The 26,179-nt window shown below is 42.8% G+C and carries 28 protein-coding genes; 11 read left to right on the plus strand and 17 right to left on the minus strand.

The window, feature by feature from the left end; translation table 11 throughout:
• Positions 1-556 (plus strand): hypothetical protein (locus KAU88_06090; GenBank protein MCK4478078.1); only part of this gene is annotated, 556 nt, incomplete at its 5' end.
• A 244-nt stretch (positions 557-800) separates the two neighbouring features.
• Here the strand turns inward: KAU88_06090 and KAU88_06095 are convergent.
• The 3 genes from KAU88_06095 to KAU88_06105 all read right to left on the minus strand — a co-directional run bounded on the left by KAU88_06095 (position 801) and on the right by KAU88_06105 (position 2,221).
• Positions 801-1,181: a zinc ribbon domain-containing protein gene (locus tag KAU88_06095; GenBank protein ID MCK4478079.1), complete on the minus strand. Its 381-nt coding sequence runs from the start codon at positions 1,179-1,181 to the stop codon at positions 801-803.
• Between the two features lie 164 nt (positions 1,182-1,345).
• Positions 1,346-1,639 (minus strand): hypothetical protein, encoded by a 294-nt coding sequence (locus KAU88_06100; protein MCK4478080.1) that lies wholly within the window; start codon positions 1,637-1,639, stop codon positions 1,346-1,348.
• A 174-nt stretch (positions 1,640-1,813) separates the two neighbouring features.
• Positions 1,814-2,221, minus strand: coding sequence for a hypothetical protein (locus KAU88_06105; protein ID MCK4478081.1), 408 nt, complete (start codon positions 2,219-2,221; stop codon positions 1,814-1,816).
• Here KAU88_06105 and KAU88_06110 point away from each other — a divergent pair.
• Entirely contained in the window at positions 2,220-2,360 is a 141-nt protein-coding gene (locus tag KAU88_06110; GenBank protein MCK4478082.1) for a hypothetical protein, read from the plus strand. The two genes, KAU88_06105 and KAU88_06110, sit on opposite strands and share 2 nt — an antisense overlap.
• A gap of 126 nt (positions 2,361-2,486) precedes the next feature.
• Here the strand turns inward: KAU88_06110 and KAU88_06115 are convergent, their stop codons facing one another.
• Positions 2,487-3,578: a M42 family metallopeptidase gene (locus KAU88_06115; GenBank protein ID MCK4478083.1), complete on the minus strand. Its 1,092-nt coding sequence runs from the start codon at positions 3,576-3,578 to the stop codon at positions 2,487-2,489.
• 100 nt (positions 3,579-3,678) lie between these two features.
• Positions 3,679-4,014 carry a hypothetical protein gene (locus KAU88_06120; protein ID MCK4478084.1) on the minus strand — a complete coding sequence of 112 codons (336 nt, stop codon included), beginning with the start codon at positions 4,012-4,014 and terminating at the stop codon, positions 3,679-3,681.
• Between the two features lie 440 nt (positions 4,015-4,454).
• Here KAU88_06120 and KAU88_06125 point away from each other — a divergent pair, with 440 nt between their 5' ends.
• Together KAU88_06125 and KAU88_06130 are read left to right on the plus strand one after the other, a co-directional pair.
• A complete protein-coding gene (locus KAU88_06125) occupies positions 4,455-5,087 on the plus strand; it encodes a nucleotidyltransferase domain-containing protein (GenBank protein ID MCK4478085.1) in 633 nt (210 codons plus the stop codon).
• Positions 5,069-5,503 (plus strand): HEPN domain-containing protein, encoded by a 435-nt coding sequence (locus tag KAU88_06130; GenBank protein MCK4478086.1) that lies wholly within the window; start codon positions 5,069-5,071, stop codon positions 5,501-5,503. Before KAU88_06125 ends, KAU88_06130 begins: the two co-directional genes overlap by 19 nt.
• A 148-nt stretch (positions 5,504-5,651) precedes the next feature.
• On the opposite strand, the gene KAU88_06135 is transcribed toward KAU88_06130, so the two are convergent.
• From KAU88_06135 to KAU88_06170, 8 genes are all read right to left on the minus strand, one after another.
• A complete protein-coding gene (locus KAU88_06135) occupies positions 5,652-6,647 on the minus strand; it encodes an NAD-dependent epimerase/dehydratase family protein (protein MCK4478087.1) in 996 nt (331 codons plus the stop codon).
• Positions 6,648-7,050: 403 nt separating this feature from the next.
• Complete coding sequence (locus KAU88_06140) at positions 7,051-7,494, minus strand: DUF86 domain-containing protein (protein ID MCK4478088.1); 444 nt, start codon at positions 7,492-7,494, stop codon at positions 7,051-7,053.
• The gene (locus tag KAU88_06145) at positions 7,455-7,868 is read right to left on the minus strand and encodes a nucleotidyltransferase domain-containing protein (protein ID MCK4478089.1); all 414 of its coding nucleotides are present in this window, start codon (positions 7,866-7,868) and stop codon (positions 7,455-7,457) included. Before KAU88_06145 ends, KAU88_06140 begins: the two co-directional genes overlap by 40 nt.
• A gap of 847 nt (positions 7,869-8,715) precedes the next feature.
• Entirely contained in the window at positions 8,716-8,997 is a 282-nt protein-coding gene (locus KAU88_06150; protein ID MCK4478090.1) for a hypothetical protein, read from the minus strand.
• 199 nt (positions 8,998-9,196) lie between these two features.
• Positions 9,197-9,601 (minus strand): type II toxin-antitoxin system VapC family toxin, encoded by a 405-nt coding sequence (locus tag KAU88_06155; protein ID MCK4478091.1) that lies wholly within the window; start codon positions 9,599-9,601, stop codon positions 9,197-9,199.
• Positions 9,588-9,866, minus strand: a complete 279-nt coding sequence (locus KAU88_06160; GenBank protein ID MCK4478092.1) for a hypothetical protein — start codon at positions 9,864-9,866, stop codon at positions 9,588-9,590. Before KAU88_06160 ends, KAU88_06155 begins: the two co-directional genes overlap by 14 nt.
• 153 nt (positions 9,867-10,019) lie before the next feature.
• Entirely contained in the window at positions 10,020-10,409 is a 390-nt protein-coding gene (locus KAU88_06165) for a type II toxin-antitoxin system VapC family toxin (GenBank protein MCK4478093.1), read from the minus strand.
• Positions 10,409-10,597, minus strand: coding sequence for a hypothetical protein (locus tag KAU88_06170; GenBank protein ID MCK4478094.1), 189 nt, complete (start codon positions 10,595-10,597; stop codon positions 10,409-10,411). The genes KAU88_06165 and KAU88_06170 overlap by 1 nt, the downstream gene beginning before the upstream one ends.
• 314 nt (positions 10,598-10,911) lie before the next feature.
• Here KAU88_06170 and KAU88_06175 point away from each other — a divergent pair, with 314 nt between their 5' ends.
• The 6 genes from KAU88_06175 to KAU88_06200 all read left to right on the plus strand — a co-directional run bounded on the left by KAU88_06175 (position 10,912) and on the right by KAU88_06200 (position 19,053).
• Positions 10,912-12,012 (plus strand): tyrosine-type recombinase/integrase, encoded by a 1,101-nt coding sequence (locus KAU88_06175; GenBank protein MCK4478095.1) that lies wholly within the window; start codon positions 10,912-10,914, stop codon positions 12,010-12,012.
• 135 nt (positions 12,013-12,147) lie between these two features.
• A complete protein-coding gene (locus KAU88_06180; GenBank protein MCK4478096.1) occupies positions 12,148-12,312 on the plus strand; it encodes a hypothetical protein in 165 nt (54 codons plus the stop codon).
• A gap of 153 nt (positions 12,313-12,465) precedes the next feature.
• Positions 12,466-15,732, plus strand: a complete 3,267-nt coding sequence (locus KAU88_06185) for a S8 family serine peptidase (GenBank protein ID MCK4478097.1) — start codon at positions 12,466-12,468, stop codon at positions 15,730-15,732.
• Between the two features lie 831 nt (positions 15,733-16,563).
• Positions 16,564-17,148 (plus strand): hypothetical protein, encoded by a 585-nt coding sequence (locus KAU88_06190; GenBank protein MCK4478098.1) that lies wholly within the window; start codon positions 16,564-16,566, stop codon positions 17,146-17,148.
• Positions 17,149-17,789: 641 nt separating this feature from the next.
• Positions 17,790-18,683: a nucleotidyltransferase domain-containing protein gene (locus KAU88_06195; GenBank protein MCK4478099.1), complete on the plus strand. Its 894-nt coding sequence runs from the start codon at positions 17,790-17,792 to the stop codon at positions 18,681-18,683.
• On the plus strand, positions 18,676-19,053 hold the full coding sequence (locus KAU88_06200; protein MCK4478100.1) for a hypothetical protein: 378 nt from the start codon (positions 18,676-18,678) through the stop codon (positions 19,051-19,053). Before KAU88_06195 ends, KAU88_06200 begins: the two co-directional genes overlap by 8 nt.
• Before the next feature lie 207 nt (positions 19,054-19,260).
• Here the strand turns inward: KAU88_06200 and KAU88_06205 are convergent, their stop codons facing one another.
• Together KAU88_06205 and KAU88_06210 are read right to left on the minus strand one after the other, a co-directional pair.
• Positions 19,261-19,452 (minus strand): hypothetical protein, encoded by a 192-nt coding sequence (locus KAU88_06205; protein MCK4478101.1) that lies wholly within the window; start codon positions 19,450-19,452, stop codon positions 19,261-19,263.
• Positions 19,453-19,516: 64 nt separating this feature from the next.
• Positions 19,517-19,891 (minus strand): hypothetical protein, encoded by a 375-nt coding sequence (locus tag KAU88_06210; protein MCK4478102.1) that lies wholly within the window; start codon positions 19,889-19,891, stop codon positions 19,517-19,519.
• 374 nt (positions 19,892-20,265) lie between these two features.
• Here KAU88_06210 and KAU88_06215 point away from each other — a divergent pair, with 374 nt between their 5' ends.
• Positions 20,266-22,674, plus strand: a complete 2,409-nt coding sequence (locus tag KAU88_06215) for a S8 family serine peptidase (GenBank protein ID MCK4478103.1) — start codon at positions 20,266-20,268, stop codon at positions 22,672-22,674.
• Between the two features lie 286 nt (positions 22,675-22,960).
• Here the strand turns inward: KAU88_06215 and KAU88_06220 are convergent, their stop codons facing one another.
• Positions 22,961-23,167 (minus strand): hypothetical protein, encoded by a 207-nt coding sequence (locus KAU88_06220; GenBank protein ID MCK4478104.1) that lies wholly within the window; start codon positions 23,165-23,167, stop codon positions 22,961-22,963.
• Complete coding sequence (locus tag KAU88_06225) at positions 23,130-25,817, minus strand: right-handed parallel beta-helix repeat-containing protein (GenBank protein ID MCK4478105.1); 2,688 nt, start codon at positions 25,815-25,817, stop codon at positions 23,130-23,132. The genes KAU88_06220 and KAU88_06225 overlap by 38 nt, the downstream gene beginning before the upstream one ends.
• Between the last annotated feature and the right edge of the window lie 362 nt (positions 25,818-26,179).

Below are 26,179 nucleotides of genomic sequence, written 5' to 3' on the forward strand. Positions count from 1 at the left end.
TTGGATGTTTGTTTCAATTTGGCTAACAATCTTCGGTATATCGAGACAACCCTTAAACGTAAAATTATCCTCCGAAACACTTGCAAGATTCCGTGAATTGAGTTTGTTGGCACTTTGGTTTTCTTTATTCTATTTTATTGGAGTTTCAATCGGGAACATCACATATTTTGCCAATGCTCAAATTTTTTCTCTAACTGAAATTTTTATATCACCATATATCTTCTTCATCGCTTTTGGAGTAGGCGGAATCCTATTTCCATTCCACAATATTCACACTGCTCTTGTAAAGATGAAAAAGCAAGAACTATCAAAAATTTCTGAAGAATCAAAAATGTTGCTACAGCAGTTAGATGAAGCATTAAATAAACTGACGACAAGCCAACATGATAAAAAAATTGCCATGATACATTATCGTCTTTTCAGTTTACAAATAAAAGAAAAACACGCAAAGGCTGCGAAAGAATGGCCTATTGACATGAGCTTTGTTTCAAAATTGCTTGTTCTTGTTTTAATTCCCATAATCAGTAGGATTCTAGCAATGCTAATTGTCTCCTAACAAATTCTAATGACTATTCTACCATTTTCTGCAAATTACACTCTCTATAGAAATTGTGTGTGGGGATTAAATTTTCACCCTCGATACAAAATTGCGCACAAAAAGAAAGATCAATTTAAATTCATTGCACTGTTTCGGCTTGCTTGAGTACAGCACACATTTCAATTTGACAGGATTCCATTCCTAAATATTTGTCAGAAACGCGCGCACTATTCCAAGATTCCGAGGATAATGAAAGAAAGTTCTATCCTTCAGCTATCATCTTTCCACATTTCTCACAGAAATAAGCATCATTTTTGTTCTCTGCTCCACAATACCGACAATATCTCTTTCCAACAAAGGGAGAAGCTGCAGGTCTTCCAGTTGCCATTTTCGTAGAGTTGTATGTTGCGAAGATTCCTAGTACTCCACTTGCCAGACCTATGAAGATAAGAAATGCACTTAGAAGTTGTACATCTGCGTAAACATTCGGATCAATCGGTTGAATTCTTCCTAATAACATTCGTGTGAAAAAGAGAAGCGAAGCCCCAGATCCGACGCTAGAACCACAAAGCAAAGCTAGAAACCATCCAGCGTACGCTGACTGCTGAATATTGCCCCAAAACCAACTTCTAGAACTTGGCATAACTTAACCTCGGTTTTCTCTTTGCGGTTACTTATACTTGAAATTTGCGTTGAGCTATAGATATTTTAAAATATGCAGATAAAGATACGAAGCGCGCACATTTCCTTTGTCGCAGCCGCCAATCTTTTCTATTATTTTTGGTGCACGGAAGGAAAAAGAGGTTGTTAGAAATGTGTACGTGTAGGTTCTTCTTGGCTTGGTGCAAATTGCACCTGTTCTTTGGGGGCTGGGGTTTTTTCTCGCGATTTCAGTTTCTCTTCAAGTTCCTGCTTTTTGGCTCGAAGATGATTGATTTCTTCAGTCTTCACCCTAACTTTATCCCGCAACTCTTGAACTACCAGTTTTGCTTCAAGAATCCTTATTTGCTCGGTTATGCGCACGCGCTCTGCTTCCAATGATCGTAACTGCTCTTTGAGTTCATATGTGAGCCCTTGTTGTTCTTCAATCTCTCTGCTCATAGTCATTCACAAAGACATAATCAAGAAAAACTAGAAATAAGTAGATTATGAAGTTAAAATCAATATTAATGCGAAACAAAGAAAAAAGTGGATTGACAGGATTTTGATAGCCTTTTTGATAGCTTTTCCCATGGTTTATCCATCAACCTAGAGATGCGCGCACTGTTTTCGACCCTACGGTAGAAAACCCGTGAATATGCTCATGTTCAAAAGCAGAAGTACGCCTTGAAGAAGGCATAAGATACCTAAGACGGTGACGACAGGTCTTGAAGCCAAGATCGTGCCCACCAACTTCAGAAGGTCCTCTGCAAACTTGAAAAAAATGTAAGCCAGCAAAGCTGGGATTAGGAATATTGCCAAGTACACCCAAGTTGACGAGATGCCCAAAACAGTCTCAGGCAACGGATACACGACGTAGACCAAACCAACACACAAACCCCCTATCACCAATCCTATCAAAGCCGCCCAAGGAACGTCTTTCAAAGGTTTCAGAACCAAGGCCAAGCCGGTAACTACTAAAAGATAACGCGTACCGGAATCCCAAGCCTGACTCAGCCAGACACCTGCCGCAGTCGCTAACATGAGAACCCCCACAAGAAATCCAAAGAACAACATAATCTTCGTCGCAGCACTAATAGGCGCTCCCGCAACCGGAGCTGACTTGGAAAGTTTCCCAATCAACCAAGAAGCTGCAGTAAAACCGCCAAGAATTAAAACATAAGGAGTAAGTGGAACCAATAACAGAAGATCCATCATCACTAACCGGACCAGTAGTTATTTCAATAGAGCTTTAACTCTTTTCGTCTCTACTGAATTTTCAACTGCGCACATATTACATGCGCGTTTTCTAGAAAGCTGTGAAGCTATCAACCTTCTTTTTGCTGAGAAGTTTCACAAGTCCTAATGTCAGTTTTATTGTTTTTTCCACATCCTCGAAGCTCAAGATTCCGACGTGAGAGTGAATGTGCCGAGTTGGGATGCTTATTACGATGCTTGGGCATCCAGCTCGACTCATATGAATTCTGCTGGCGTCTGTTCCACCAGCTGCAGCCATTGACAACTGTAAGGGGATCTTCATCTTCTTGGCCGTATTGATCACAAATTGTTTTAGAGGCTGATTGGGAATCATGGAGCGGTCATATGTCAGTAATGATGGGCCTTTTCCGATCTTCGTGGGCGCCTCGCTGGGTTTTACACCGGGCACGTCTCCTGCAATATCGACTTCTAGAACTATGGCTACATCTGGATCGACGAGATGTGCAACTGTTGCGGCGCCTCTTGCGCCCACTTCCTCTTGGACCGTTGCTGCACCATAGAAGGTGTTTGGATGCTTGATGTTCTTTTCAGCGATTTCGCGCAGGACTTCCATGATAACGAAGGCTCCTATCCTGTCATCGAAGGCCTTTCCCATACCAAACTTGCCATTTTTGATGGTTGAGAAGGGGGACCAAGGCACTGCGGGATTACCTATTTTGACTCCCATCTTCTCTGCTTCTTTCTTGCTTGTGGCTCCTATGTCTATGTGCATAGACTTTTTCTCAACTACCTTCTTCCTCTCTTCTGGGGATAGAAGGTGTGGCGGTTTTGCGGCTATAATGCCTTGGATGTCTCCTTTCTCAGTTCTTATTACGACTCGTTGTGAGAGAAGTACTTGGTCCCACCATCCGCCTAGGGGGTTGAATGTTAGGAAGCCTGTCTTGTCATCTATTCCAGAGATTACAAACCCGACTTCGTCAATGTGTCCTGTAAGCAGGACTCTAGGCCGTTTGGCTGTGCCTTCATGACTGAAAATTACAGAACCTAACTTGTCTGTGGTTACTTTATCAGCGTACTTTTTGACGTGTCTCTTTACGATTGTGGCTGTTTCCCGTTCAAAACCCGCTGGGCCAAAGGATTCGAGGATTGCCCCGAGAAGATTTCTGGCTTTTTTGTCGATCATGATCTTATCCACTCAAGAGATGAATTAAGTAATTACATCATTTCTCATTTATGTTCTTTGTGTCGACCAGTGGAGTTTAGTCGCTAGGCAGCTTTAATTGTCATGATTGAGAGTAACACAGCGTGATGATAGTTGCTGCCTCAGTTGATTGGGGTGAGATTGTTACCTTTCCTCCATGCATCGTAGCCAACATGTTGTTTACGTAGGCAAGTGTTAATTCAACTCCTTGATTAGCTGTGTTCTTGACGACGGCGATTATGTGAGTGACGTTAGCTGAGAATGATTCGAGTAGTAAGCGTTTCATCTGTGTGTTAAAGATTGTCTTAGCGAAATCTATGTTGGACATGACAGATTTTAGAAAGAAGAAGCCTGATGCAAATACGACGATTATTATCAGCAGCGTTGCTAACCACCATGGATGTTCCTTTTTTTGCACCGTGAAGATTTTCCTTTTTTTTCTCTCATGTTTTGTAGTTTTGTTCTACTCAAATACAATATGTCTTAGATTGGACATATATATTAGTTGAAGCATATTCACGCATATACCAAGTATGTAGAAGTCCGAATCGGAGCATACACAGACATAATGAATATATTCACAAAAATTCATGTCCACTCTTGCCTATTTCTTACGAATCCACCATGTCGATTCAAGGAAACATTTCGGGTAACCCTGTTTGACCTATTGTTGAAGGCACCCGCCAAAATGCAGGCACCTTCAATGTAGTTGTCGCAGCTGGAAACGCCTTCTATGTGCACCAAAAGGGTATGGGTGTAGGTGAGAGGATGGTGATTTATGTTGTTTTAGTGAGTTTTGCTTTACTTAGTAAAGTTTTTATTTGTGCCGCTACTCATTATCCAAAGGAGACTAAAAGATTGGAGTTGGTTTCTTTAAGCCCTGAGGGGAGAATTGTGTTAACCTTGAAGCATGGAAAACATACTTATAGCGAGTTGAAGTTGGAGACCGGGCTGAGTGACAGGTGGTTAACGATCAAACTCAAAGAATTGGAAAGTGGAGGGTTTATGGAGAAAAGTGGCAAGTGGTATGGCTTAAGCGGGGAGTTGGCGATTTCGGCTTATGAATTAAGTTTGTATATGAGCTCCCAAGCCAAAAGGATGGCGAGCGAGCTTGCAAAGTTGTATTATGTTAGGGCGATTATTCTCTTCGGCGGCGTGGCTCAGAAAAACGCTCATGAGTACAGTGATTTAGACATGATAATTGTTGTGAGCGAGTCGGCTGATAAGGTGAAAAAGGAGGTTATGTCGGAAATTTCGAAACTGGAATCGAAGTACCATTTAACGATTGAGCCATTAGTCTTGGCGGAGGAAGATTTTCTGGATAATGTTTACTCACATGAAGGCGGCATCGTTTATGGTGTCGCTGAGGGCTACGAGGTTTTGGTTGATAAAACAGGTGAGTTCGCTGAGATTTTGCATGATAGAGTTGAGGAAATTAAACGTAGCCATGATCACTTGGAGGAAGCAGGGATATGGTTGAAAGTAAGGTAGAAGTATTGTTGAGAGTTTCTGAAGTGAATCTTGCTAGGGCAGGAAAACGTTTCGATGCTGGAGAGTATGATTCCGCCGTTTTTCACGCTTCGATGGCTGTTGAAAGCGCCGCGAATGCTATGATTCTTGATCTTGGAGGTGCTGAAGCTAGGAATCACAGGGCAATCAGCGGTTTGGCTGCGGTTCTCAGGAGGGTGAAGCCAGAGTTGCTAAAGGAAGAAAGGTACGTGCAGTTGATTGAACGAGGAAGAGAGCTACAGAGGGAAGTTGTATACGCACGTTATCCTCTTAAGGTGGCTGGTAGGTGGGTGACTCCTATGGAATATTATACTCGAGAGAAAACGATGGTGGTAATCGAAAACGCTAGGTTTGTGGTCGATGGAATAAAGGTTTACCTTAAAAGAACAACAACTTGATGTTGAAGTTTTTGATTTTCATTTGAGGCTTTCTGATTCTGAATATTCCAAGATTAACACGTAGGATGAGAAATGTCTAGTTTGTCTTTGTCGGGTGGTGATTGGGCGGCTTGGCACCATGCAGAACAAAGGGTGCAGGTAGATGCACTCATTTATGGGGTAAAAAACGATGATGAAACTTAGATGTGTTGCAGTTCGTTATTGCATGTTTGGTTGCTTTTCTTATGGCTTGGATGCTGTTGTGTGTTGGGTTCCATCCTTCTGCTTTTAGTTTGGTTATGTTGAGGAGCATGTTTTTGACATCGCCTTTCCAGCCTCTTCCTCCGTCTATGCCGCCTGTGTATGTGAATTGTACGTTCTTTAGGTTCATTTCTTCTATGACGATTTTGGCTATGACTTTAACGTTTATTTGGTCTTCTGAGCCTACGTTGTAGATTTCTACTTGGTTCCTGGCTGTTTTGTAGGCTGTTTCTATGGCTTTTATGCAGTCGGTTATGTAGAGGTAGGATTTGGTTTGGGTTCCGTCGCCTAGGATTTCAAGTTGTTTTGGGTTTTTGCGGAGTTTTTGGATGAAGTCATGGATGACACCGTGTTGGCTTCGTGGTCCAATGGTGTTGGCTAGGCGGAGAATTATGGCTTTCTTGTTGTATGTGTGAGCGTAAGCTGAGAGGAGAGCTTCGCCTGCGAGTTTTGATGCGCCGTACAATGATATAGGTTTTAGTGGGGCATAATTTTCGGGTGTAGGTACGGTTTGGGGTTCGCCATAGATTGTAGATGTGCTAGCGAAGACAATCGTGTTGACTTGTGGGTTGTTTTTAAGTTGTTGAAGTAGGATGTGAGTTGCGTAGATGTTCTGCCTGAAGCATGTCGGGGGATCGCTTAATTCTAATCGAACTTCTGGGTTGGCAGCAAAGTGATAGACGATTTCAACGTTTTTTAGGGCTTTTCTAACGTGAGCGGGGTTTGTACAGTCGCCTTCAAGCAGTTTCACTTTTTTGGGTGTCCGCTTTAGAAGGTGTCTGATGTTCTCTTCTGAACCAGCGGAAAGATTGTCTAAGATTGTTACTTCCCAGTTGTGCTGAGCTAATGAGTTGCAAAGGTGGCTTCCAATGAAACCTGCGCCTCCTGTAACAAGCGTATTCATTTTAGTTCGTGGTTGATTTAGTTTGGATGTTGCTTATGAAAACTTCCTAGTCCTATGGCTGTGAATTCGAGTTTTTCAGCGAAGTCTTGCGGGTTGTACATTCTTCTTCCGTCGATTAGGATTTCCAGTTGCCAAGGTTTTTGCGGAGTTTCCTCCTCCAGCTGTTGACGGCTTATGATGTTGTATGGTTGGATGTTGCTTAGCTTAGACGTTGCCTTGTTGGAGTTGAAGGTTTTGAGGTGTTGTTAAGTTTTTTTGCGTTACCATTTAGTGGAACTGGTCTGGGGATTTTGTGTTTCTTTTATCTAATCTTGTAAGGTCGGAGAAAGGTTGAACCTCTAGAAATTAAAGATTCGTGCTTTAAAAAAAAGGATGGAGACTGATGTGTGTAATTGATTGGCATTTACTTTTTTTCTAGCCATTTAGCGATGTGTTTTGTAAAAGTTTCAAAATCAGGAAGTTTTGTTTGCAGGAACTCGTAAACTAAATTTATGTTTATGGAGGCATAGTCGTGGACTAGAAGGTTTCGGAAACCTGTCATTGAAGCGATTGTTTCAGCAAAGGTTTTGGGGATAATTTTCGCTTCTGCTAGTATATATGGGATGTCTCTGTAGCTTTCGGGTCTTTGAAGTTGCAGCGAGGAGATTATTTCATTGCCAATATCTATGACGCATTCAATGGAAACTTGGAGGTACCTTTCAACAGCCCCTCTTATCGTGAAGTTGCTTGTGAAATCTTCCATCGACGTTGTTTGAAGTTTCCTCAAGAATCTTTGGTATCCTCTCAGTTTGCTTAGTTTAGTTGTGATTAAGCTTTTTTCTGAGCTAAAACTTCTTTTATGAGACATTCATTATACCTCGCTATGGCTCTGGCGAAATCTAGATATTCATTTTGAGCTCTTGCCTCGAACTCTATTCTCGCTTTTTCGTCTCTGCAATAAACTAGTTTACCGTGTTTTATTGTTTGATGCTTAAGCAGAGGAGGAGCCGTGTTAAGGATTATTAGATCTACGTTATTGCCTAATACTCGGGACAGTTCATTTACCAAGTGTAAGTAGTATTCAAGCATTTTTTGGGGGGTTTCTGACAGTAAGACTGCTATATCAACGTCGCTTTCGGTGGTTTGGGTGCCCTTCGCGTATGAGCCGAACAAATAGGCAATTAGGACTCTGTTTTCTTTGTCAAAAAGAGTATCTAGATCCTTGGTTGTTTGATTTTGCATTTTCCCGTTCATAATTAATGTTTATGGACTTATTTATACCTATGACTAGTTTTGTTAGGTTATTTGCGTTTTTCTCTTCCTCGCTGTGGAATCCTACCTTCTCCTAGGCTTATTCTGATTAGTAACATGTTTCGGTAATGGTTAATGGTAACGTGAAAGTCTGTTTTAAGAAGCGCTGTAGAGGTGAGAGGCTCACCGCTTTAATATATTTTCAAATGTCAGCAAAAAAATTATGCAGAGGAAAGTTGGAAAGATTTGAGGTTTAAGAAAACTTCTCAGCTACGCTTCTTGTTGTGTATAGAGAGGATTTTTGTGTTAGCGGTGATGAATAGAATGTTGTCAAGGCAACAGAGAAAAGCGTTCTTAGCCCCTTTCATGAAGTTACTAGGCACAGCTTCTCTTTTTTCATGGCGGGGAAGCCCCCCGTGCGCTTCCTACCCCCCCCCCTCCCCTCCCCCCCTCCCGATTTTTGGTGTTGCATGCAATCCTTGATGAAGATTTGAACGGTTGAGAATAATGACTACTCTTCAGCATGCGCCTGAGTGGCTCTTTCGGGTTAGTGAGTTTCTCATTTGTGTTGCACGTGTAATTCTCAGATTAAAGGAAGAGTCTATAAGAGTAGGTTAGCGCGTTCAAAATAGTAGCTCCTGCGCGATGCCACTGATAATCGTTTGGCTGCTGTATGTTTATTCGTAGAGACGATATAGTCGAACGTTGGAGTGATCCTTGGACTGAGTTGACAACGACTCCATCTAATAATTCCTCCATGTCAATCACATTCCATGTAACGTTCATGTTCTTCTAACAAGATTTTAGTTGTCCTATTTCAGCTCTCACATGCAGTTTGTTACGCATTGCAACTTTCACTGTTTTGCGAAATTACGTCAGGCATCTTTTGCCTGCTGGTTCCTTGTTTAACCCATTGGAGTTTGCAGTTGCTGCATGCCTCGTGGATTTCATCTTCAGTTGTTAACCCTAAGCGCTTCATAACTTCTTCACGCGTATCTTCGGCACCATGGCTTATTTCTATGCAACATGCATGACATATCACGTCCTTAAGTAATGGACATTGTACATACCCTATGTCATCGTCGCTGTGATCCGCACACAGCAAGCATTTAACCTTCATGAAGATCAACTGTGAAACTTAACGTGTTGCACATTATCTTGCCAAAACATCGGTGTGGCTTATTACATATAACTTTTCTCTCAACCTTCAGAAAACAACTTTAAATGTAGTGCGATCAAAAGGTAGTCGTCGTGCGGGTTGTTGGGTTAAAGAAACTGAAGATGGTTACAACGGATTTTTTTCGTTTTTAGCCCTCAGCTTAGTTGTTTGGTTGGGGTTCCTTTCGCGGTATTTTTAGTCCGTTGAAATGTTTGTCAAATGATATTATTGCTTCGGCGTTTGCTGAGAGAGCTGATGAATATTGGATAGCGTCGTCCATGTCTAGGTTTTGCTCGATTGCAAGTTCTGTAGCTTTTACTTCGTCCGTTAGGGTTGTGTAGTGTACGTGCAGACCTTTGTAAGCTAGGAGGCTTAGGAGGAATGTTTTAAGCTCGTTCAGTCTATTGAGGCCACTCATAATCACTATTATTGAGTGAATTGTGAAATCTGTGACTATGCCGCTTTTTTTTCCATCTCTGAGTGATCTTAGGAATTTTTTGCATTCTTCTTTTCTGGCTCTGGATAAGAGGACTTCTAGAAAGATGTTGGCGTCAACTAGATACATTTTTGAGCACCTTTAGCGCCCAAATCTTTGTGGCTTCATGTTGAAGTTCAACCGAATTTATGTCGATGTCTGAAAGTAGTCCATCTATGGCTTCTATTGGGTCTTCTTCAAAGCTTAATTTTTCCTCTCCAAGTGTTGAAGTCCATTGTATAAAGGCTTCTTCTGCGGCTTTGCTTAGTGCCCCTTTTGTGTAGCCAAATTTTTTCATTGCAAGTTCTCGGAATTTGCGTTCGAGTTTTTGGTCGATTTGGACTCTTAACGGCATGATTTATTACCTAATTACCACATTGCTAAAATGCCATATATACTTTTTGCCATATGGCTTATTGTTGGCGGGGTCATGCGTGAACATACAGTTTGTATAAAAAGTAGCGAGGCGCGCGCGCAGCTTTCCGGGGTTTTTGGAAGGGACTATCTGTTACTTGATGAAAATCACGTTCTTTAGTTTTTTGAAATGTTTGTCTCCTGTTACGACTTCAGCTTTTTTTAAGGATCCGGTTGCATAGACTACAGAGTCAGCCAATCCCCAGCCTTTTATTTTCTTTTTCATGGTAATATCTAATTTGGCGGATTCTATGGCGGTTTTTTCATCTAAAGGAGCGAGAGCGCTTTTTTCCTTAATGAAGGTTCTTTGCTTCTCGGCTAGTTCTTCGCTCTCCACTCTGATTGTTTTTGCGTAGATTTCAGCCAGACAGATTGTAGGTGTTATCTTCTCCTCTAAGCCTTCGATTATGGGTTTGACTTTTTTTCCTGCTTCGGTTCCCATGAAATATTCTATCCATGCGTAAGAGTCTATTACGTATCTCATTATCGGTCCCTGTGATCTCTTAAGTCGCTTAGGTCCACGCGTTTCATGACGCCGAACATGCTTTCCTTTTTGGCAAAATAATCCACGAGTATCTTATTTAGAAAGTTCGAGATGTTTCTGGCTCCTGCTTTTTCTTTGATGGCTTGATAGACGTCTTCTCTTAAGAGAACCGTTGTTTTTTTGACCATAGACACCACCATAAACATCTACGTAAACATTCATTATAAACATTTGTTTTTAGCACTGGCACGCATTTCAATTTGATAGGATACAATCATTGCACGCACAAGCTCCTTCGGAAAAGGAAGTAACTGTCTATAAGGCCTGTATTGCTGAAAAATGCAGCGGTGGGATTTGAATCCCTCCTCACAGTGGATGCATGCATCAATTCTTTACATCCAATAATGTTTTTTTGTAAAGAAATTTTGTCAATAAATATATAGAAACCGAAATCGTAGACTACATAACCAAGTCCGACGAAGAAACTGGGGCGTCAGGCAAAGTGGTAAAGAAGAATGTGTTAGACAGGTTTGTTAAATTCGGTGGCTACGGCATAGTCAAGAGAAAGAGAACGAACGGGAAGTGGAAGAACGTTTCAGTGGCTGCAAAGAGAACGGGTCTAAGTAGACCTACCATTTACGCATTATTGAAACAGTATCCAGAGCTTCCAAACAAAACATTGCCCAAATACGTTGAAGAATTCCGTCAATCGGAAGGATATAGACGAGTCAAAATGCTTTATGAAAAGACTCTATCCAGAGGAGAATGGAATCTAACAGTCTATGACATTAGGAAGGCGTGGAAATACCTGAACAAGAAAGATCCTATTTCATGGACGGAAGAGGATTTCAGAAAGATATGGAATTGGAATGAATTTTTTGATCCACTTGCGGGTGGATTCGAAGTACATCACGGAACAAAATTCCACAGACTAATGAGAGCAATCAATAGACACGACCTTCTCAGCAAATTCAAATCTAAGAAAAGACCAACAGGTTCCAAGAAACAATGGTTTTTGCGTGACGAAGAAATTATCAGATTAATCCCAGAGATTGAAACTGCGGATACTTTATTATTTAGTTACGCTGGCTTCGTTTGGGGAACTAGAGCTTCAGCCATGCTTCACACAAAAGTCCAAGACATAAACTTCGAAGACTATGCCATTCAAGTATATGAACCCAAGACCAAGCAATATGTCTCAAAATATCCACCGATTTGTCTCTTCATTCTATTGGAAAAATACATCAAAGATCTTAATCTACAACTGAATGACAAGCTTTTCCCTAACAGTTATGGCTACTACAACAAAGCACTCAAAGAAGCGGGAAAAAGAGCTGGAATAAGGAAAACAGTAACGACACATATTCTCAAACACACTTTCATTTCGCAAGGTCATAGACACGGACTAAGCAGGGAGACAATGGTTGAACAGACTGGAACAGAAGATCGAACAATCAAACTCTACTATCTTTCCTTAGAAGAAAAGAAAATCAGGCATGAAATGCAAGGAATAGAATATGACTCAATTCCTTTCCCTGAATGGGTAGAGAGCCTACATCCACACTTTGAACAAAAATATGAATGGCTAAATGGGACGCTCTAACTGGAACAAAACAAGACGTGGGGCGTCAGGTCTTGTGTCCAGTCGGAGCATCCCAACTCTTTTTTCTTTGAAGTTATTCATATAAACATAATGGTAACTCCGATTTGTTAATCAGAGGAACATACAAATGGGTATTTGGAGTTTGAAGTTGAAGTTCCAAGAATAATGATAGGCAAGAAGCAAACCATTGAAACTTTGATCAGTGAGGAAGCGCTATTATTGGCCAAGTTCCTGAGGGATGAAAGGAAAACGTGGATACCACGAATTGCGATTCCAGTAATGAAGGGGATTGCGAGATGATGCACGCGCATGTTCTATTAGCAGGGGAGTAAACGCAGTTACCTTTTCTATGTTTCCTATTTTTGTACCTCTAGTAGATTGTTTCACAAATCATAAATGCCAATAATAACAATTGTATTATGCTAGTTTAATCACCTAGAGGATAAAAGATAATTGAAAAAAATAATAGCGTCAGGATTAATGCTGACCTTGCTGTTAATAGGCATGTTTGCGCTGGCGTTCAATGTATCGCCGATAACAGCGAAAACTGGTGTTGATGATCTTGAACTCAAAGCTAAAAGGAATTCTGAGGTTTTTTCTTCTGAGTCGCCTAGGTGGAACTTCGATGAGATTGATAAATGGTCCGACTTTGCAATTGTTGGCGATGACTCTGTTGAGGTGATAGTCGGTGTATATGATGATAAGCCATTCAGCTACGGGGGATTAATGGGGCTTATCGCTCGATACGGGGGGGAGTTAGATGACACCGTCTCGATGGGAGATAGACTCCGGGCAGTCGTCATTGATGTTCCTCTGGGCACCGTATCCTCCTTCGTGGCAGATATTCGGAGTCGCGGTTTTTCAAGGTACGTAGAGCCTAATATGAGGTTTCAAATTTCTGAGGTCCCAAATGATCCTTCTTGGAGCGCGCAGTGGGGTCCAACTAAAATAGAAGCGGATTATGCTTGGAACACTACGATAGGTGACTCATCGGTTGTAGTTGCCGTCCTCGATACTGGTGTCGATTGGGATCATCCTGACCTTGCCGCTAATATCTGGAACAACACCGGTGAAGTTGTTGATGGAATAGATAACGATGGCAACGGTTTTGTTGATGATATAAGAGGCTGGGATTTTGTTGACACAACTACGTCTGTTGCGACTGGAGAAGATGGGATTGTAAGGGATAACGATCCCATGGACCGTCACGGTCATGGCACTCACTGCTCAGGCATCGTAGCGGCTGTCACTAATAACAGTTTAGGCATTGCTGGCGTGTGTTGGAACTGTAAGATTATGCCAGTTAGAATGAGCTTCAAAACTCCAAGTGGGGGGGGATCTGTAGAGGCAGATGATGCTTCTAAAGCAATAATCTACGCTGCGGACAATGGTGCTGACATAATAAGCATGAGCTGGAGTTTCCCTTCAAGTAGCTACCTACTACATGATGCAATAACATATGCTTATGACTCTGATGTATTACTGGTTGCGGCGGCTGGAAATGAAGACTCGAGCCTTAAGCGTTATCCTGCTGCTTATGACGAAGTTATTGCAGTCACTGGGACAGACTCGAACGACGATTCATACTCGGAGACTACCTTCGGATACTGGGTCGAGTTAGCTGCTCCAGGCGTGAACATCTACTCGACAGTAAATGATGATTCTTACGCCTACATGACCGGCACATCCATGTCTGCGCCTCATGTTGCGGGTGTGGCCGCACTGGTTTTAAGTGTGTGCGGGCGCGCGGACATGGTGCGTCAAATATTGCGTGAAACAGCGGATGACTTGGGTGATCCTGGCTTCGACAACTATTACGGATACGGAAGAATCAACGCCCAACAAGCAGTTGAATTCCCCGATCATGACCTCGTTGTGACTTTGGAGACCCCTTATTGTAGTGAGACGGGCGGCTCCAGTCTGTTAAATGCAACTGTTCGAAACTTTGGGTTAAATAGCGAGGTAGATGCGGAACTGCAACTTTTGGTCAATGACACCATAGTTGACTCCACAACCATTCCTGAACTGCTAACTGGAGAATCTTATGCAATCAACTATTTGTGGACTCCAACGGTGGAGGGTTGGTACAATGTGACGGCTTATGCGCCGCCCGTATCGGGCGAGATCAGCACCGAGAATAATGTAGAAGCGGCAAGCGTTCTTGTTGACGTCCTTAACATTCTTATCGTGAATGACGATGATGGGGGTGGTTTGATCAGTGGAACGAGTCTGCCACAGTTCGAGTCTGCTCTGACGGATGCGGACTACGACTATGTGGTTTGGAACGAATCATCCAAGGGCGATCCGCGCTTGCACTTTTTAACTCAATTCGAGCTTGTCATCTGGACTTGTGGCGACTACTGGAATGGAGCTGTTGACCCATCTGACGCGACAATATTAGAGTATTATCTTGCTCAGGGCGGAAACCTCCTCCTCGAAGGCGCGTCCATCGCCTATGACCATGGTGATGACGATTTTATGGTGAATGTAGCGCACGCAATCAATCAAACAGAGATTGAGGCTGGGGGTTTGACTGTGACGGATCCTGACCATCCTGTCACGTCAGGTTTGCCAACAAGCTTCACCTGGTCGACGGACCCACCATTTGTTGATAATGTTTCTCCGACGAACGAAGGAGCCGAAGTTATCCAGTACACAGGAACAAGCGGGACTGCCGTCACAGTATTTGATGGAGTGAATGGGAGGTCTGTTGTATACTGCGCCTTTCCACTTTACTTTCTAAAGCCGCAAGAAAGACAGATTTTGATAATCAACTCCGTAGAATGGCTACTTACACCGCCTGCGTTTGATTTTGGCACATCAGGCTCACCAGTAGAATCAGAATACACACAAGTCACCGAAACTACCTTTTATTCGGCAAGCCTAGGCTATGGCTGGAGCAGCACAACTGGTCTGACGTCTCGCGATAGGGGTGCTCCAGACAACTTAAGGAGAGATCTGGTTCAAAGCATAGATGATAACACGTTCAACGTTGACCTTGCAAACGATGACTATCAAGTAAACGTCACAATAGGCGACCAGAGTTATGGACACGACCTAATCGACGTTACCGCTGAGGGCATCCTCAAAATAGACGACCTAACCGTTTCAGCCGGCTCGTTCCAAGAGATAATCTTCTGGGTGACGGTGGCGGACGAACAACTAAACTTGGGAATCCACGACGACGGAGGAGGCGACGGAAACTGGGTACTAACCGCACTAACAATAGAACTAGGCACACCTCCAACTCCGCCCACTGAAGCATCAATTGACTTTGGCACATCAGGCTCACCAGTAGAATCAGAATACACACAAGTCACCGAAACTACCTTTTATTCGGCAAGCCTAGGCTATGGCTGGAGCAGCACAACTGGTCTGACGTCTCGCGATAGGGGTGCTCCAGACAACAACCTAAAAAGAGACCTAGTCCAAAGCCAAACACAAAACACGTTCAACGTTGATCTTGCAAACGACGTCTATACGGTAATTGTCATAATGGGTGACCAGTACTACACACACGACCTAATCGACATTTACGTCGAAGACACACTCAGAGTCAACGACCAAACCACCGCAGCAGGCATATTCGTGACAACAACGTTTTTTACAGTGACAGTAACAGACGGACAACTAAACCTAAGAATCCAAGACGACGGAGGAACAGACCCCAACTGGGTAATAAACTCGTTGACAGTAGAACCAGCTTCTCCACCACCATAAACGATCACTACTTTTCTTTTTCGTCAATGAGTAATGTTTGTGTGTGTTTCACTAGTTTATGGGTCAATCAAAATTGGTTGAGTATGACAGACTTTTAATGGAATTATCGACGAATTACAAATTAGCCCAAAATCGCCTCTAACGTCTATCTTCTATATCATGAAAAGTGAAGAAATTTGTTTCAGTTTCAAAAAAACAGGTTTGTGTGGGGGGGGGGGTTAAAATTTATGCCCCACGTTTCGCGCCCAATATGAACGCAAGAAAGCGTCAATACAAGATAAACGTTATGAACAAGCATCGGAAGAGGCGGAACACTACGAAACCAAGACGTTAACGGATCAGCAAATCGAAAACATTCTTTATTCCATTAGGGGAAAGTTTACGAAGAAAGATAAGAAGATTGACATTGACTTGTTGAAGATAGTTGCCCGCGAAGATTGCGGCATAACATTAGGGCATAACCGTGCTTATAGGATCAAGAAAGCGTTGAAATATCACCACCCAAACGACTTCAAATAATAGTGGTAAACCGCCAAAAAACGCTTGTTTTTTTATTACCCCTCTTATATTAAGTTAATTTATTAAAGCCTCAAAAATGGTTTACCACTTACATACTTTGTCCCCATTGGTAAACATTACAAATTGCCCGACGTTAAAAAGTGGTAAACCAATGGTGATTTAATGTTAAAAAGTGGTTTACCACTATTGACTATAAAAGAAAAAAGGGGATTCTTACAGTATTTTTACATTTAATTTTACAAAACAACATTGTTTTTCAATACTCTTTTAGGCATGCATACGGTGAATCGATATAAGTATGTGTCACATTCTATGTGTTGGTGTTTGTATTTGAAAAAGTCTGTTCTATACTTCCCTGGTCCGGGAGAGGTTAATACAGATGAAACGCTTAAAGAAGCGAAGATTCGTGCTGATGAGCTTGACATTAAGCATATAGTAGTGGCCAGCACAAGAGGCAATACAGCGGTTAAAGCACTTGAGGTTTTCAAGGGTAACAGCGTAGTAGTAGTACCCCATGTTACGGGTCTCAAGGAACACGGCGTACAAGAACTTAGCAACGAAATTCAAGAGAAGATTAGAGCGAGTGGAGGCAAAATAGTGATAGCTACGCATGCTTTCTCAGGGGTAAATAGAGCTATACAAGCCAAGTTTGATACGATGTTTCCTGCGGGCATTATAGCGCAGACGTTGCGGATGTTTGGTCAGGGAACGAAAGTAGCAGTTGAGATCGTTGCGATGGCCACGGATGCTGGAGTAATTCCTGCAGATAAAGACGTGATAGCGATTGCTGGTTCAGGAAGGGGTGCAGATACTGCTGTTGTCATCAAGCCTGCAAATTCACATAGACTCTTTGACATGGTTATCAAGGAGATTATCGTTAAACCCTGCCAGCTCTAGACAAAGAGCGCGCAACTCAATTTGATAGCTTTCCATTGTTTCTCCACCATCTCAGAAAGCGCGCGTCTAGGGCTATGCTTCAATTGTGCCGAACTTGGAAAGTTGAAGTGGGCTTAGGCAGAGAAGTGGAAGAAGAAACGTGGCGTGGGCATTAAGAGGAGTTCGCTATTTACTGAACTTTTCTGTATTTGCCGAACTTTTTAATGCGCGTGCGCTTCCTACCCCCCCCCTCCCCTCCCCCCCTCCCTATTTTTGGTGTTGCATGCAATCCTTGATGAAGATTTGAACGGTTGAGAATAATGACTACTCTTCAGCATGTGCCTGAGTGGCTTTTTCGGGGTGTGTGAGTTTCTCATTTGTGTTGTACGTGTAATTCTCAGATTGGAGGAGGCGTGTGGGAGTTTGCTTTGCTGAGGTTATTTGTGAAGGCTTCCTAATCCTATGGCTGTGAATTCGAACTTTTCAGCGAACTCTCGTGGTTTGTATATTCTTCTTCCGTCAATTAGGATGGGCTGTCGCATGTTTTGCTTGAAGTCTTCAGGGTTGAGTTTCTTGAATTCGTTTGGCGAGAGAGCAATAAGTTAATAAACGGGTTTCTTATTTTTATTTTTGGTTACGCGTTGAGTGACTAGTGGTCAATTATGTCGAGGTTGCCGTTATGGTTCACATTGTACTCAAAGTTGGTAGAGTTTGGTCTTTATAGAGATCTTGCTTTTTGTGACGTTCAAGGGGTTTTGGGGCTGTCTACCGGCCATGTTAAACAGGTTATTAGGAAGTTGTTGGAGTTGAAGTTGATTGTGGGTCGTAGCAATCCTTTGGATAAGCGTTTTACTTTGTATAGGGTTGTTCCTTTGCCTCTTTGGTCGAAGTACTACGAGATGAAAGATGGGCTACCTGAGCGGTTAAGGGATGTTTTTCCCCTTCTTTTTTCCATCAAAGGTGTTCACGCCATTTTGCTGTTGGGCAGTTATGCGAGGAAGGATTTTGATGAGAAGAGCGATGTTGATGTACTTGTTGTCAGCGATAATCCTGAAAGAGTATTAGATTTGACCTATCATATTTGCTTGAATTTGCCGATTGATTTGCATTCATGTACCCTAGATGAATTTAGGAATTCGTTGTACCCGCTGATTCCACATGTTGTCTTGTATGATGACGGTGCCTGTGGGGAAGTAGATGTTTCACGAATTAAGGTGCTGAAGCTTTTACGCGATACCATTGAGGGTGCACAAAAAGTTTTGCGTTTATATGCGAACGGGATGGTTCGGTTCCATCGTGTTTTTCCAGTCGTTTACGAATTAGTTTTCATTGACACCTTGCTTCACGGTTCAACCGAGCAACGTAAAGAAGATGTTTTAGAAAAGTTCTTTGTGAAGCATACCTCGGTCGGAGACTTGAGAAATGACTTGTTTAGGCTTTTGAGAATGTATGAAAACTTGACGAAGGGGAGAGGTCGAGAGATAGAGCGTTTAGATATTAAAGAAGAGATGGAAATTTATAATAAAATTGTTTTAGAAGTGAGCAAACATGTCTGAAGAAGTTCGTGGCATAATAGAGAGTGGCAACAACGCGTATGATAGGGGTGATTATACGGCGGCGGTGTTGGCGTATGATTCAGCTGTTGAAGGAATGTTTAGAAGATATTTTTTCACGCGATACGATAAGACCGTTGGTTACGATTGGAGAAAGGTTGAAGAGGAATTGAAATCGAGGAACATTAAAATTCCGCGTAAAATAGCCCATCTTGTGTCTGAATTTGCCCTCCTCAGATGGAAGTCGAAGAGGGGACCAAAATATCATTGGGCAAGAGCGTTTGGTAGAGGGGATGCTGAGAAGTACAAGGAACTAGTTAACAAGGTCTACGTAGCCACACAAAAATATCTACATAAGTTGCCGCCGATTTGACGTCTTGTTGCGTCGGCGGGTGTGAGTTGTATTATCCTTTTTTTAGCGGTTATCTTTGTAGACCTTTACCTATGCCCTCTCGCTAGGTTTTGTTTTCGTGGCTATTGCCTCTTGTGAGATGAGAAAAGAAGGGTTTGTGGAGGCATATCTGGAGGAGGCTTGTTTGACGTTGTTGAGTATTTGTTATGAGGGGTTTTCCAAGATGCGTTACCATCCTAGTCCTATGGCTGTGAATTCGAGCTTTTCAGCGAAGTCTCGTGGGTTGTACATTCTTCTTCTATCGCCTAGGATTTCCAGCTGGCTTAGGTTTTTCGGAGTTGGTTGACGAGTTTGAGCTTGAAAGTGTGGCGGATAGGGTTTTAATTGAGAGGGTTGTGAGGTATCTGATTCGTATCGCAAGGACTGAGACCTATGATGCGCGCGCCCAGCTAGAGAACTAGCTTTTGAAGTGGTAGAAATTAAGTTACGAGGCGTTTTCTTTCAGCTCTCTTAACGCTTTTTCAAGGAGGGCTTTTGCTTCGTTGACCAGCCTCTCTAATTCGTCAAGCTGAGCATAGATTTCTTTTTCTTCAATGTTAGATACAACATTCTTGATGATTTCTGCAGCTTGTCCTGCGATTAATAGCCACCTTCGCTGCTGATTAAGGCTTATCCGAATCATTTTTCCTTTGATTCTTTGGTGTTTTATTTCGCCCCCGGCGATCTTAGTGGCGACTTCGAAGATTTCTTCAAGGTTCTTAAGCGTTCTTTTCCGAAGCCTTTGAGTGCTTGTTTCAACTTCCTTTCTTATTATCGTGATCCGCCTTGAAACATATCTATTGGCGGAGATTTTTACCAATAGATTAGACCCCTCCCCCCTAGGTTCTTTTGGTAGCTAATCAATTTTTGCCTTGTTACGGTGTCCGCTTTGCGCGCGTGCGCAAGAGGAGCGTGAAAAAAATGGGAAAAACAAACGAGAAAGAGGATGTTATATCTATGTTAAGCGGGTTTACGGGAGATGTCTCCACTGCTAATCTAGAAAAGCACAACCATTGCATTTCTCCGTTTCTATGTTGCCTTTCTGGAAGCACACCCCACAACTATCAAGTTTCAATTTATAACCCTTTTACTTAGTGGTTGTGAGGGATAAAACAAGCTTTCATAAAGCTAAAATGCGAAGTCAACATATGTGTGATTTGTAAATTATAGGAGAAAGAAGAAGACATGTACACAATGTCATTATATCCATTTGGGAAATTGAACACCAAAACTGCTTTCATGATACCAATGCTACTGATTTCAATGTTCACCGTAATCTCGCTTGTAACCACCCAAACAAATATTGGAATTGCCCCAAGCATCGCGAAGCTATCACCAACCATCCTGGAAAAGATAACAACACTGGGAAACGCCCCAGTTAACGTTCTGATTGAAACGTTTCGAAGAGACTACTCCAACGTAATTAACGCCATCGATGCTCTAGGCGGAACCGTTGGACACCAATTTAAATATGTTAATGCCTTGTCCGCAACCCTTCCGGCAAACAAGATAGCTCAATTAGCTAGCAACAATGACATCGTAAAGATATACTTGGATGTAGAACGCAATGTAGCGAGCAGTTCTGACGAATCTCTCATGACACCTACAGGTGTCGGTGACCTAGATTCATTACTCGCAGAACCTACGATGCTGGCGACCGAGGGATACGAGATGATCTCTTCTACTCCAGAAGAGCTTATTGCTTCAGATCCTTCCAACTACTGGAATCCGTGGGGAATGGGCGCGGCAACCAGCCACGTTTGGGAAGAGACAAACTGGGGAATGGATTCGCTCACAGTGATCATTGACACAGGTATATGGACTGGTCATTGGATGTTCTGGGGAACAGACGTAATCGGCGGAGCCGAGATGAGCTATGACGCTGGCGACCCTATGTACGGAGGATATGATAACCCGAACAACCACTGGCACGGGGCTCACGTGGCAGGCATCCTCGCGAGCACAGGTGGAATAATCGTTCCACCCGGCGATCTGCTTGCGGCCAGCATCGAGTTGTACTCAGGCATGACTCTACCGACCTTACCTGACGGATCGAAGATCATTTGGCTCTTGGGAATGGCTCCCGCGTCGAGCCTCTATATAGTCAAGGTCTTCGACCACACTGGCGGAGGCATCCCTGAGTCCATGGTTATTGCGGGAATGGAGTATGCCCTTGACCTAAAGCTTGTTGAAGGAGTTGACGTAGACATAATTAGCATGAGCCTTGGAGGTGCAACCCTTTACGATGGAAGAGATGTCGAAGACCAGCTTGTTGACACCATAACTGCAAACGGAATTACCCTTGTGACTTCATGCGGTAACGATGGACCAGCATCAATGACAGTAGGTTCTCCCGGTTCTGCCAATACGGCGATTGCTGTAGCAGCCGCTGCAAACCCTGTGAACACACGGGTTTACTGGGACTATGCTTACAATTCGTATGGCATAGGGTACTATCTCTTCACGAGTGATGACCCTCAAATCTACGCCTACAGCAGTCGTGGACCAACATCCGATGGCCGGCTGAAGCCAACAATATCAGCAACAGGAATGATGGTACTCTCTGCTGACATTGAAGGAGGCACATACGGGATGGCTTTCGCTTCTGGAACGTCAATGGCATGTCCAGCCGTTTCTGGAGGCATCGCCTTACTTAACGCCTTCTCAGAAATGCATGAGTTAGGGGCGAGTCCTGAAGACTATAGACAGGCAATCACGAAGGGACCAATATGGTTAGATGGATACACCGAGTATGACCAGGGTGCCGGTTACCTATATGTCGAGGACGCACTTACGAAACTAGAAAAGGACAAGTCCTACGGAGATGTAACTCGTCCGCTACAAAAGAAAGCTAGGCTCATGGACATGACCAATATCCCCATAGTTGGAGAAGGCGTGTATGAGACCTCTATCGAAAACCTTGCTCCAGGACTCAACAAGGAATTCATCTTCGAAATCACCGAAGCCACAGACTCCATTAGGCTTGACCTTACCAACGTTTGGTTAAATCCCGATGAAGACTTGGGGCTTAACAGCTTCGAGGTTTACATCCAAAGCGCCAAACGAACAACGTATGGTTACTACATAGACAGTGCTAACGTTTGGGGCGACGCATCCTTCCACATCACAGACGACGAAACCACATGGTCAGGACCAGTAACAGGCGTCTACACGCATGGATATACCCGAGTCATCGAACCCGGATACATGAAGATCGTGATAGAAAACGACTTTACAAGCTACGAGGTAGTCTCCTGCGACATAAAGATCACAGTCACCGCAGCAGAAGCACCATCCCCCGACGTTACGATAAGCGGAAGACTGGCACAAGGTGAGTGGACCGGCTGGATGCCGATCAGCGTTCCTGAGGGCACTGAGAAAGTAATCATCGAACTCTGGTGGATCAACGACTGGACAAAGTATCCAACCTCTGATCTTGACATGATCATATACTGGGACATGGGATACAACGTTGCCGGCGCAACATTGAGTTCGCCTGAAAGGGTGGTCCTAGAGAATCCGACAATGCTCTACTTGTACGTCGAGGCATACCTGATATTCGTAAGAGCCGAACGCTTTGAAGTGAGAATATTCTTCACATAAGGGAAAGAACAACAGTTCCCCCTCTCCCCATTTTTTATGGTCAAAAATGATCGCGTCCACGTCCCCTATTCGAACGAGCGCTTTCATCTCCAACACACATTTTACGTTAGTAAGTGCAAGCAAAAGATATGCATACATGAACAGAATCCGAACCAGAACAAACACACATCGGAAGAAACATCCACAACTCCACATGCTCGCGAGGTGTTCTTTCCTAGGTCCACAAAAAAATGGGGAGTTGCGGGTGACATCTCCACTATTAACCTAGAAATTCCAATCTGCTGAATTATTGTAAGTAATCTTCTCCGTAGCTTGAACAGATCATTACTACATCGTAAATGTCAATGACTCCATAGGGTTCAGTTATGTCACAGTGTGGGTTCCAGTGTGGGGCTAGAGGAGTAGAAGTATAGGCACTACAAGCTAAAACAACATCGTAAATGTCTACTTTCAAGTCATGGTTTATGTCTGCTGGATTCCAGTAAAGACTCATCAACGCCTTCCCAAGGGAGGTATGTGTCACCTATCCCATCACCATTTATATCTGTTCCATTGTAGTTGCTCCAGTAGTTGCCTTCACAACCATTATCCCAGATATTCCATGAGGCAGAACTATATACCTGCCTTTGGTTGTTGATGAAGTTATTATGGAAAATTGTGTTAACATATGATTGATACAGAGAGATACCAGCGCCCGAAGAATAATAAACTGAGTTGTTTGCTATATTGTTAGAGTGTAGAGTATTGTTAAAGGAATAGTATAGCTGGACTCCCAGATGGGAGTTGTTTGTCACAGAATTATAGGCTATTATGTTGTTAAAAGAAGTTCTCAGCCTAATGGCTCTTTCATTATTTGATATGATGTTATGAGTTAAATTGTTGTCGAAGGAAAACCATGAATAGATGCCATCTGAGTTCTTTGTAAAATTGTTGTGAGCTATTCTAGAGTTTCTTGTGTAAGCCATTAGCAGGCCTTGACCGTTCTCTTTCAAGTCTAGGTTTTCAACTATTATGTTTGTTGAGTTAACGAGTGCAAGGTATCCGATGCTAGGAAAAGTAGACTTGTTTATTGTAAGGTTCTGCTGGTTTATTAAGTAGTAGACGGGTTTTCCGTTCACCGTGTTTGAAGTATCTATATCGTGATAATAGTGTGGCAGGTCATTTCCATACACTCCCAAGTTATACGTATTCCCGGATAATGAATTATCTTTGAATGTGAAGTTGACCGACTTCCACAATTGAACGCCATCTGTGTTATTTACCATGATGTTACCCAAAAAGACGTTGTTGTGAGGTGCGGTTGCGCTTCCATCAGCATAGAGAGCTAATCCCATGTTTTCTATATGGTTTTCAGAAAAAGTGTTGTATGAAGAATCATTTTCCCCCGAATAAGATTGCAAGTGGATTCCGATGCCGGCATATCCCCCGAAGAAAGGGTCAGGATACCCAGTTATGTTGTTGCCAGTAACTGTATTGTTAAATGATTCCATCAATCCTATGCCTGCGCCCCCAAATACAGTTATCCAGTTATCAACTATTGTGTTGTTAAATGACTTATATAGGCCAATTCCATAGCTCGTGCCGGTACCATTCGTAATGCTGTTTTGGGCAACAAGCACATGACTTGAATTAGAGAGATAAATGCCAACACCGCTACATGTTATGTTATTTCCAGTCAAGGTGATGTTTGCTGACGAAACGACACTTATACTAGAACCCGCCGAGGGGTCGTCGTGTATTATATTGTTATCAGCAACTACGGTGTTAACAGTTTCATTCAAGTTTATGTTTCTTGAGCCAAAATAACCACCGCTCGCATATATTGTGAAATCTCTTAATACAATGTTATTAGCAGATACATCAATTGCTATGGCTTCCCATGAGCTTCCCCCGTCGATAATGGTAGTTTCTCTGTTTTCTCCAATAAGCGATAAAGTCTTATTTACAACCACGTTTTCATAATAAGTTCCTGCTTCTACGAAGATTGTGTGTCCATCTAGGGTTTCGTTAGCGTTTATTGCTTCCTGGATTGTTGCGTAGCCTAATCCCGTGTTTATGTTATGGACTGGAAGAGAACTCCAAGGATGCACAAGCGGGTAACGATCAATGTTATTTTCATCAATAACGTATGGAGTGTCACCAATGCCATCACCGTCTACATCCACTCCCATATAATCACTCCAGTAGTTGCCGCCTGAAGGGTAACCATCATCCCAAATGTTGGTGTATGGATGACTCTCCGCTTGGATTGTGTTGCTGTTGAGGTTGTTATGATAAACCATATTGTCGCTTGAATCCCTGAGTCGAATTCCGTAGTAGTTGTTGTAAACATTGTTATGATAAATGCTACTGCCGTTGGAATTGTAGAGGTAGATTCCCTGCCAGTTGTACGTAACCGTGTTGCCAGAGAGGCTGGTGTAATTGCTATGGTGGAGGTCGATTCCATCTTGGTTGTTTGTTGCTGTATTGCCAGTCAAAACGTTGTTGCTGGAATCGGTGAGCCCAATTCCACAATAACTGTTGTTTGTTGCTGTATTGTTGGTTAAGGCATTACCAGGGGAAAGGTAGAGCCAGATCCCAGAAATGGTGTTCTTCGTTGCTGTGTTGCTGGTCAAAACATTACTACTGGATTGGAGGAGGCCGATTCCATACTCTTGGTTCTTTATGATAGTATTACCAGAAAGCGTATTATACTTGCTGAAGCCACCCACGACGATTCCATATCGAGTATTGTTTGTGATGGTGTTGTTGGAGAGCGTATTATAATAGCAGTAAAGCTCGATATAGATTCCGAATGTAAAATTTGTGACCTTGGTGTTTTTGACAGTTATGTTGTTTCTATAGTGCCACAAGGATATTCCTATTCCGGTTCCTGTGCCTTGAACCGTGTAGCCGTTTCCATCTATTATTATGTTGTCCCTCTCCACCACAATCGAGTCATTAATGTTGTCGGTAAATGTATAAGTGACATTGTCAACGGTTGAAATGGGTGCTGTTGGCGGGTCAATGCTTCCGTCAGCCCTAATGTAAATAGTTCCAGACGCTCCTACAGGTTGAATATTAAAAGCCCAAGCTAACATGCTTGTTAAGAGAAGAATAACCATTATTCCAGAAAGCGATCTCTTCATCCTTAAACCCAACACGTAACACTACACCGTGGAAACTAATTATCGTTTATGGAAGAAAGTTCTATTTCGATGAATGTAAGGGCACAAAAAATGGGGAAATTGTGGGAGGTAACCCGAAAAATATTCGGAAACAGATATCATACACGCGCATACAGAAGTATTTGAAAGATTTGACGGAAAACTTAAGGGGTAAATTTGACTTTTTGCATGCATTCGCGTAATATAGATGATGATTCAGTAACTCCTTTTTTCAGTCACATTTTTTGTTTGAGTAATTATGCAAGAAACAGAAAGCCGACCATGCAGTGAAGCGCACGCTCATTTGGAGTTCAATAGCAATTCTTCCACAAGTCATAAAAACTGAAATAACAGTAAGA

The organism is Candidatus Bathyarchaeota archaeon, from assembly GCA_023131225.1.
Lineage (GTDB): Archaea > Thermoproteota > Bathyarchaeia > Bathyarchaeales > SOJC01 > JAGLZW01.

Bases quoted from the DNA above. Each gene is read 5' to 3' on its own strand.
- KAU88_06095 (MCK4478079.1), bottom strand. From the start codon at position 1,181: ATGCCAAGTTCTAGAAGTTGGTTTTGGGGCAATATTCAGCAGTCAGCG.
- KAU88_06100 (MCK4478080.1), bottom strand. From the start codon at position 1,639: ATGAGCAGAGAGATTGAAGAACAACAAGGGCTCACATATGAACTCAAA.
- KAU88_06110 (MCK4478082.1), top strand. From the start codon at position 2,220: ATGAGAACCCCCACAAGAAATCCAAAGAACAACATAATCTTCGTCGCA.
- KAU88_06105 (MCK4478081.1), bottom strand. From the start codon at position 2,221: ATGTTAGCGACTGCGGCAGGTGTCTGGCTGAGTCAGGCTTGGGATTCC.
- KAU88_06115 (MCK4478083.1), bottom strand. From the start codon at position 3,578: ATGATCGACAAAAAAGCCAGAAATCTTCTCGGGGCAATCCTCGAATCC.
- KAU88_06130 (MCK4478086.1), top strand. From the start codon at position 5,069: ATGGTTGAAAGTAAGGTAGAAGTATTGTTGAGAGTTTCTGAAGTGAAT.
- KAU88_06135 (MCK4478087.1), bottom strand. From the start codon at position 6,647: ATGAATACGCTTGTTACAGGAGGCGCAGGTTTCATTGGAAGCCACCTT.
- KAU88_06140 (MCK4478088.1), bottom strand. From the start codon at position 7,494: ATGTCTCATAAAAGAAGTTTTAGCTCAGAAAAAAGCTTAATCACAACT.
- KAU88_06145 (MCK4478089.1), bottom strand. From the start codon at position 7,868: ATGCAAAATCAAACAACCAAGGATCTAGATACTCTTTTTGACAAAGAA.
- KAU88_06150 (MCK4478090.1), bottom strand. From the start codon at position 8,997: ATGAAGGTTAAATGCTTGCTGTGTGCGGATCACAGCGACGATGACATA.
- KAU88_06155 (MCK4478091.1), bottom strand. From the start codon at position 9,601: ATGTATCTAGTTGACGCCAACATCTTTCTAGAAGTCCTCTTATCCAGA.
- KAU88_06160 (MCK4478092.1), bottom strand. From the start codon at position 9,866: ATGCCGTTAAGAGTCCAAATCGACCAAAAACTCGAACGCAAATTCCGA.
- KAU88_06165 (MCK4478093.1), bottom strand. From the start codon at position 10,409: ATGAGATACGTAATAGACTCTTACGCATGGATAGAATATTTCATGGGA.
- KAU88_06170 (MCK4478094.1), bottom strand. From the start codon at position 10,597: ATGGTCAAAAAAACAACGGTTCTCTTAAGAGAAGACGTCTATCAAGCC.
- KAU88_06190 (MCK4478098.1), top strand. From the start codon at position 16,564: ATGTGTTGGTGTTTGTATTTGAAAAAGTCTGTTCTATACTTCCCTGGT.
- KAU88_06195 (MCK4478099.1), top strand. From the start codon at position 17,790: ATGTCGAGGTTGCCGTTATGGTTCACATTGTACTCAAAGTTGGTAGAG.
- KAU88_06200 (MCK4478100.1), top strand. From the start codon at position 18,676: ATGTCTGAAGAAGTTCGTGGCATAATAGAGAGTGGCAACAACGCGTAT.
- KAU88_06215 (MCK4478103.1), top strand. From the start codon at position 20,266: ATGTCATTATATCCATTTGGGAAATTGAACACCAAAACTGCTTTCATG.
- KAU88_06220 (MCK4478104.1), bottom strand. From the start codon at position 23,167: ATGAGTCTTTACTGGAATCCAGCAGACATAAACCATGACTTGAAAGTA.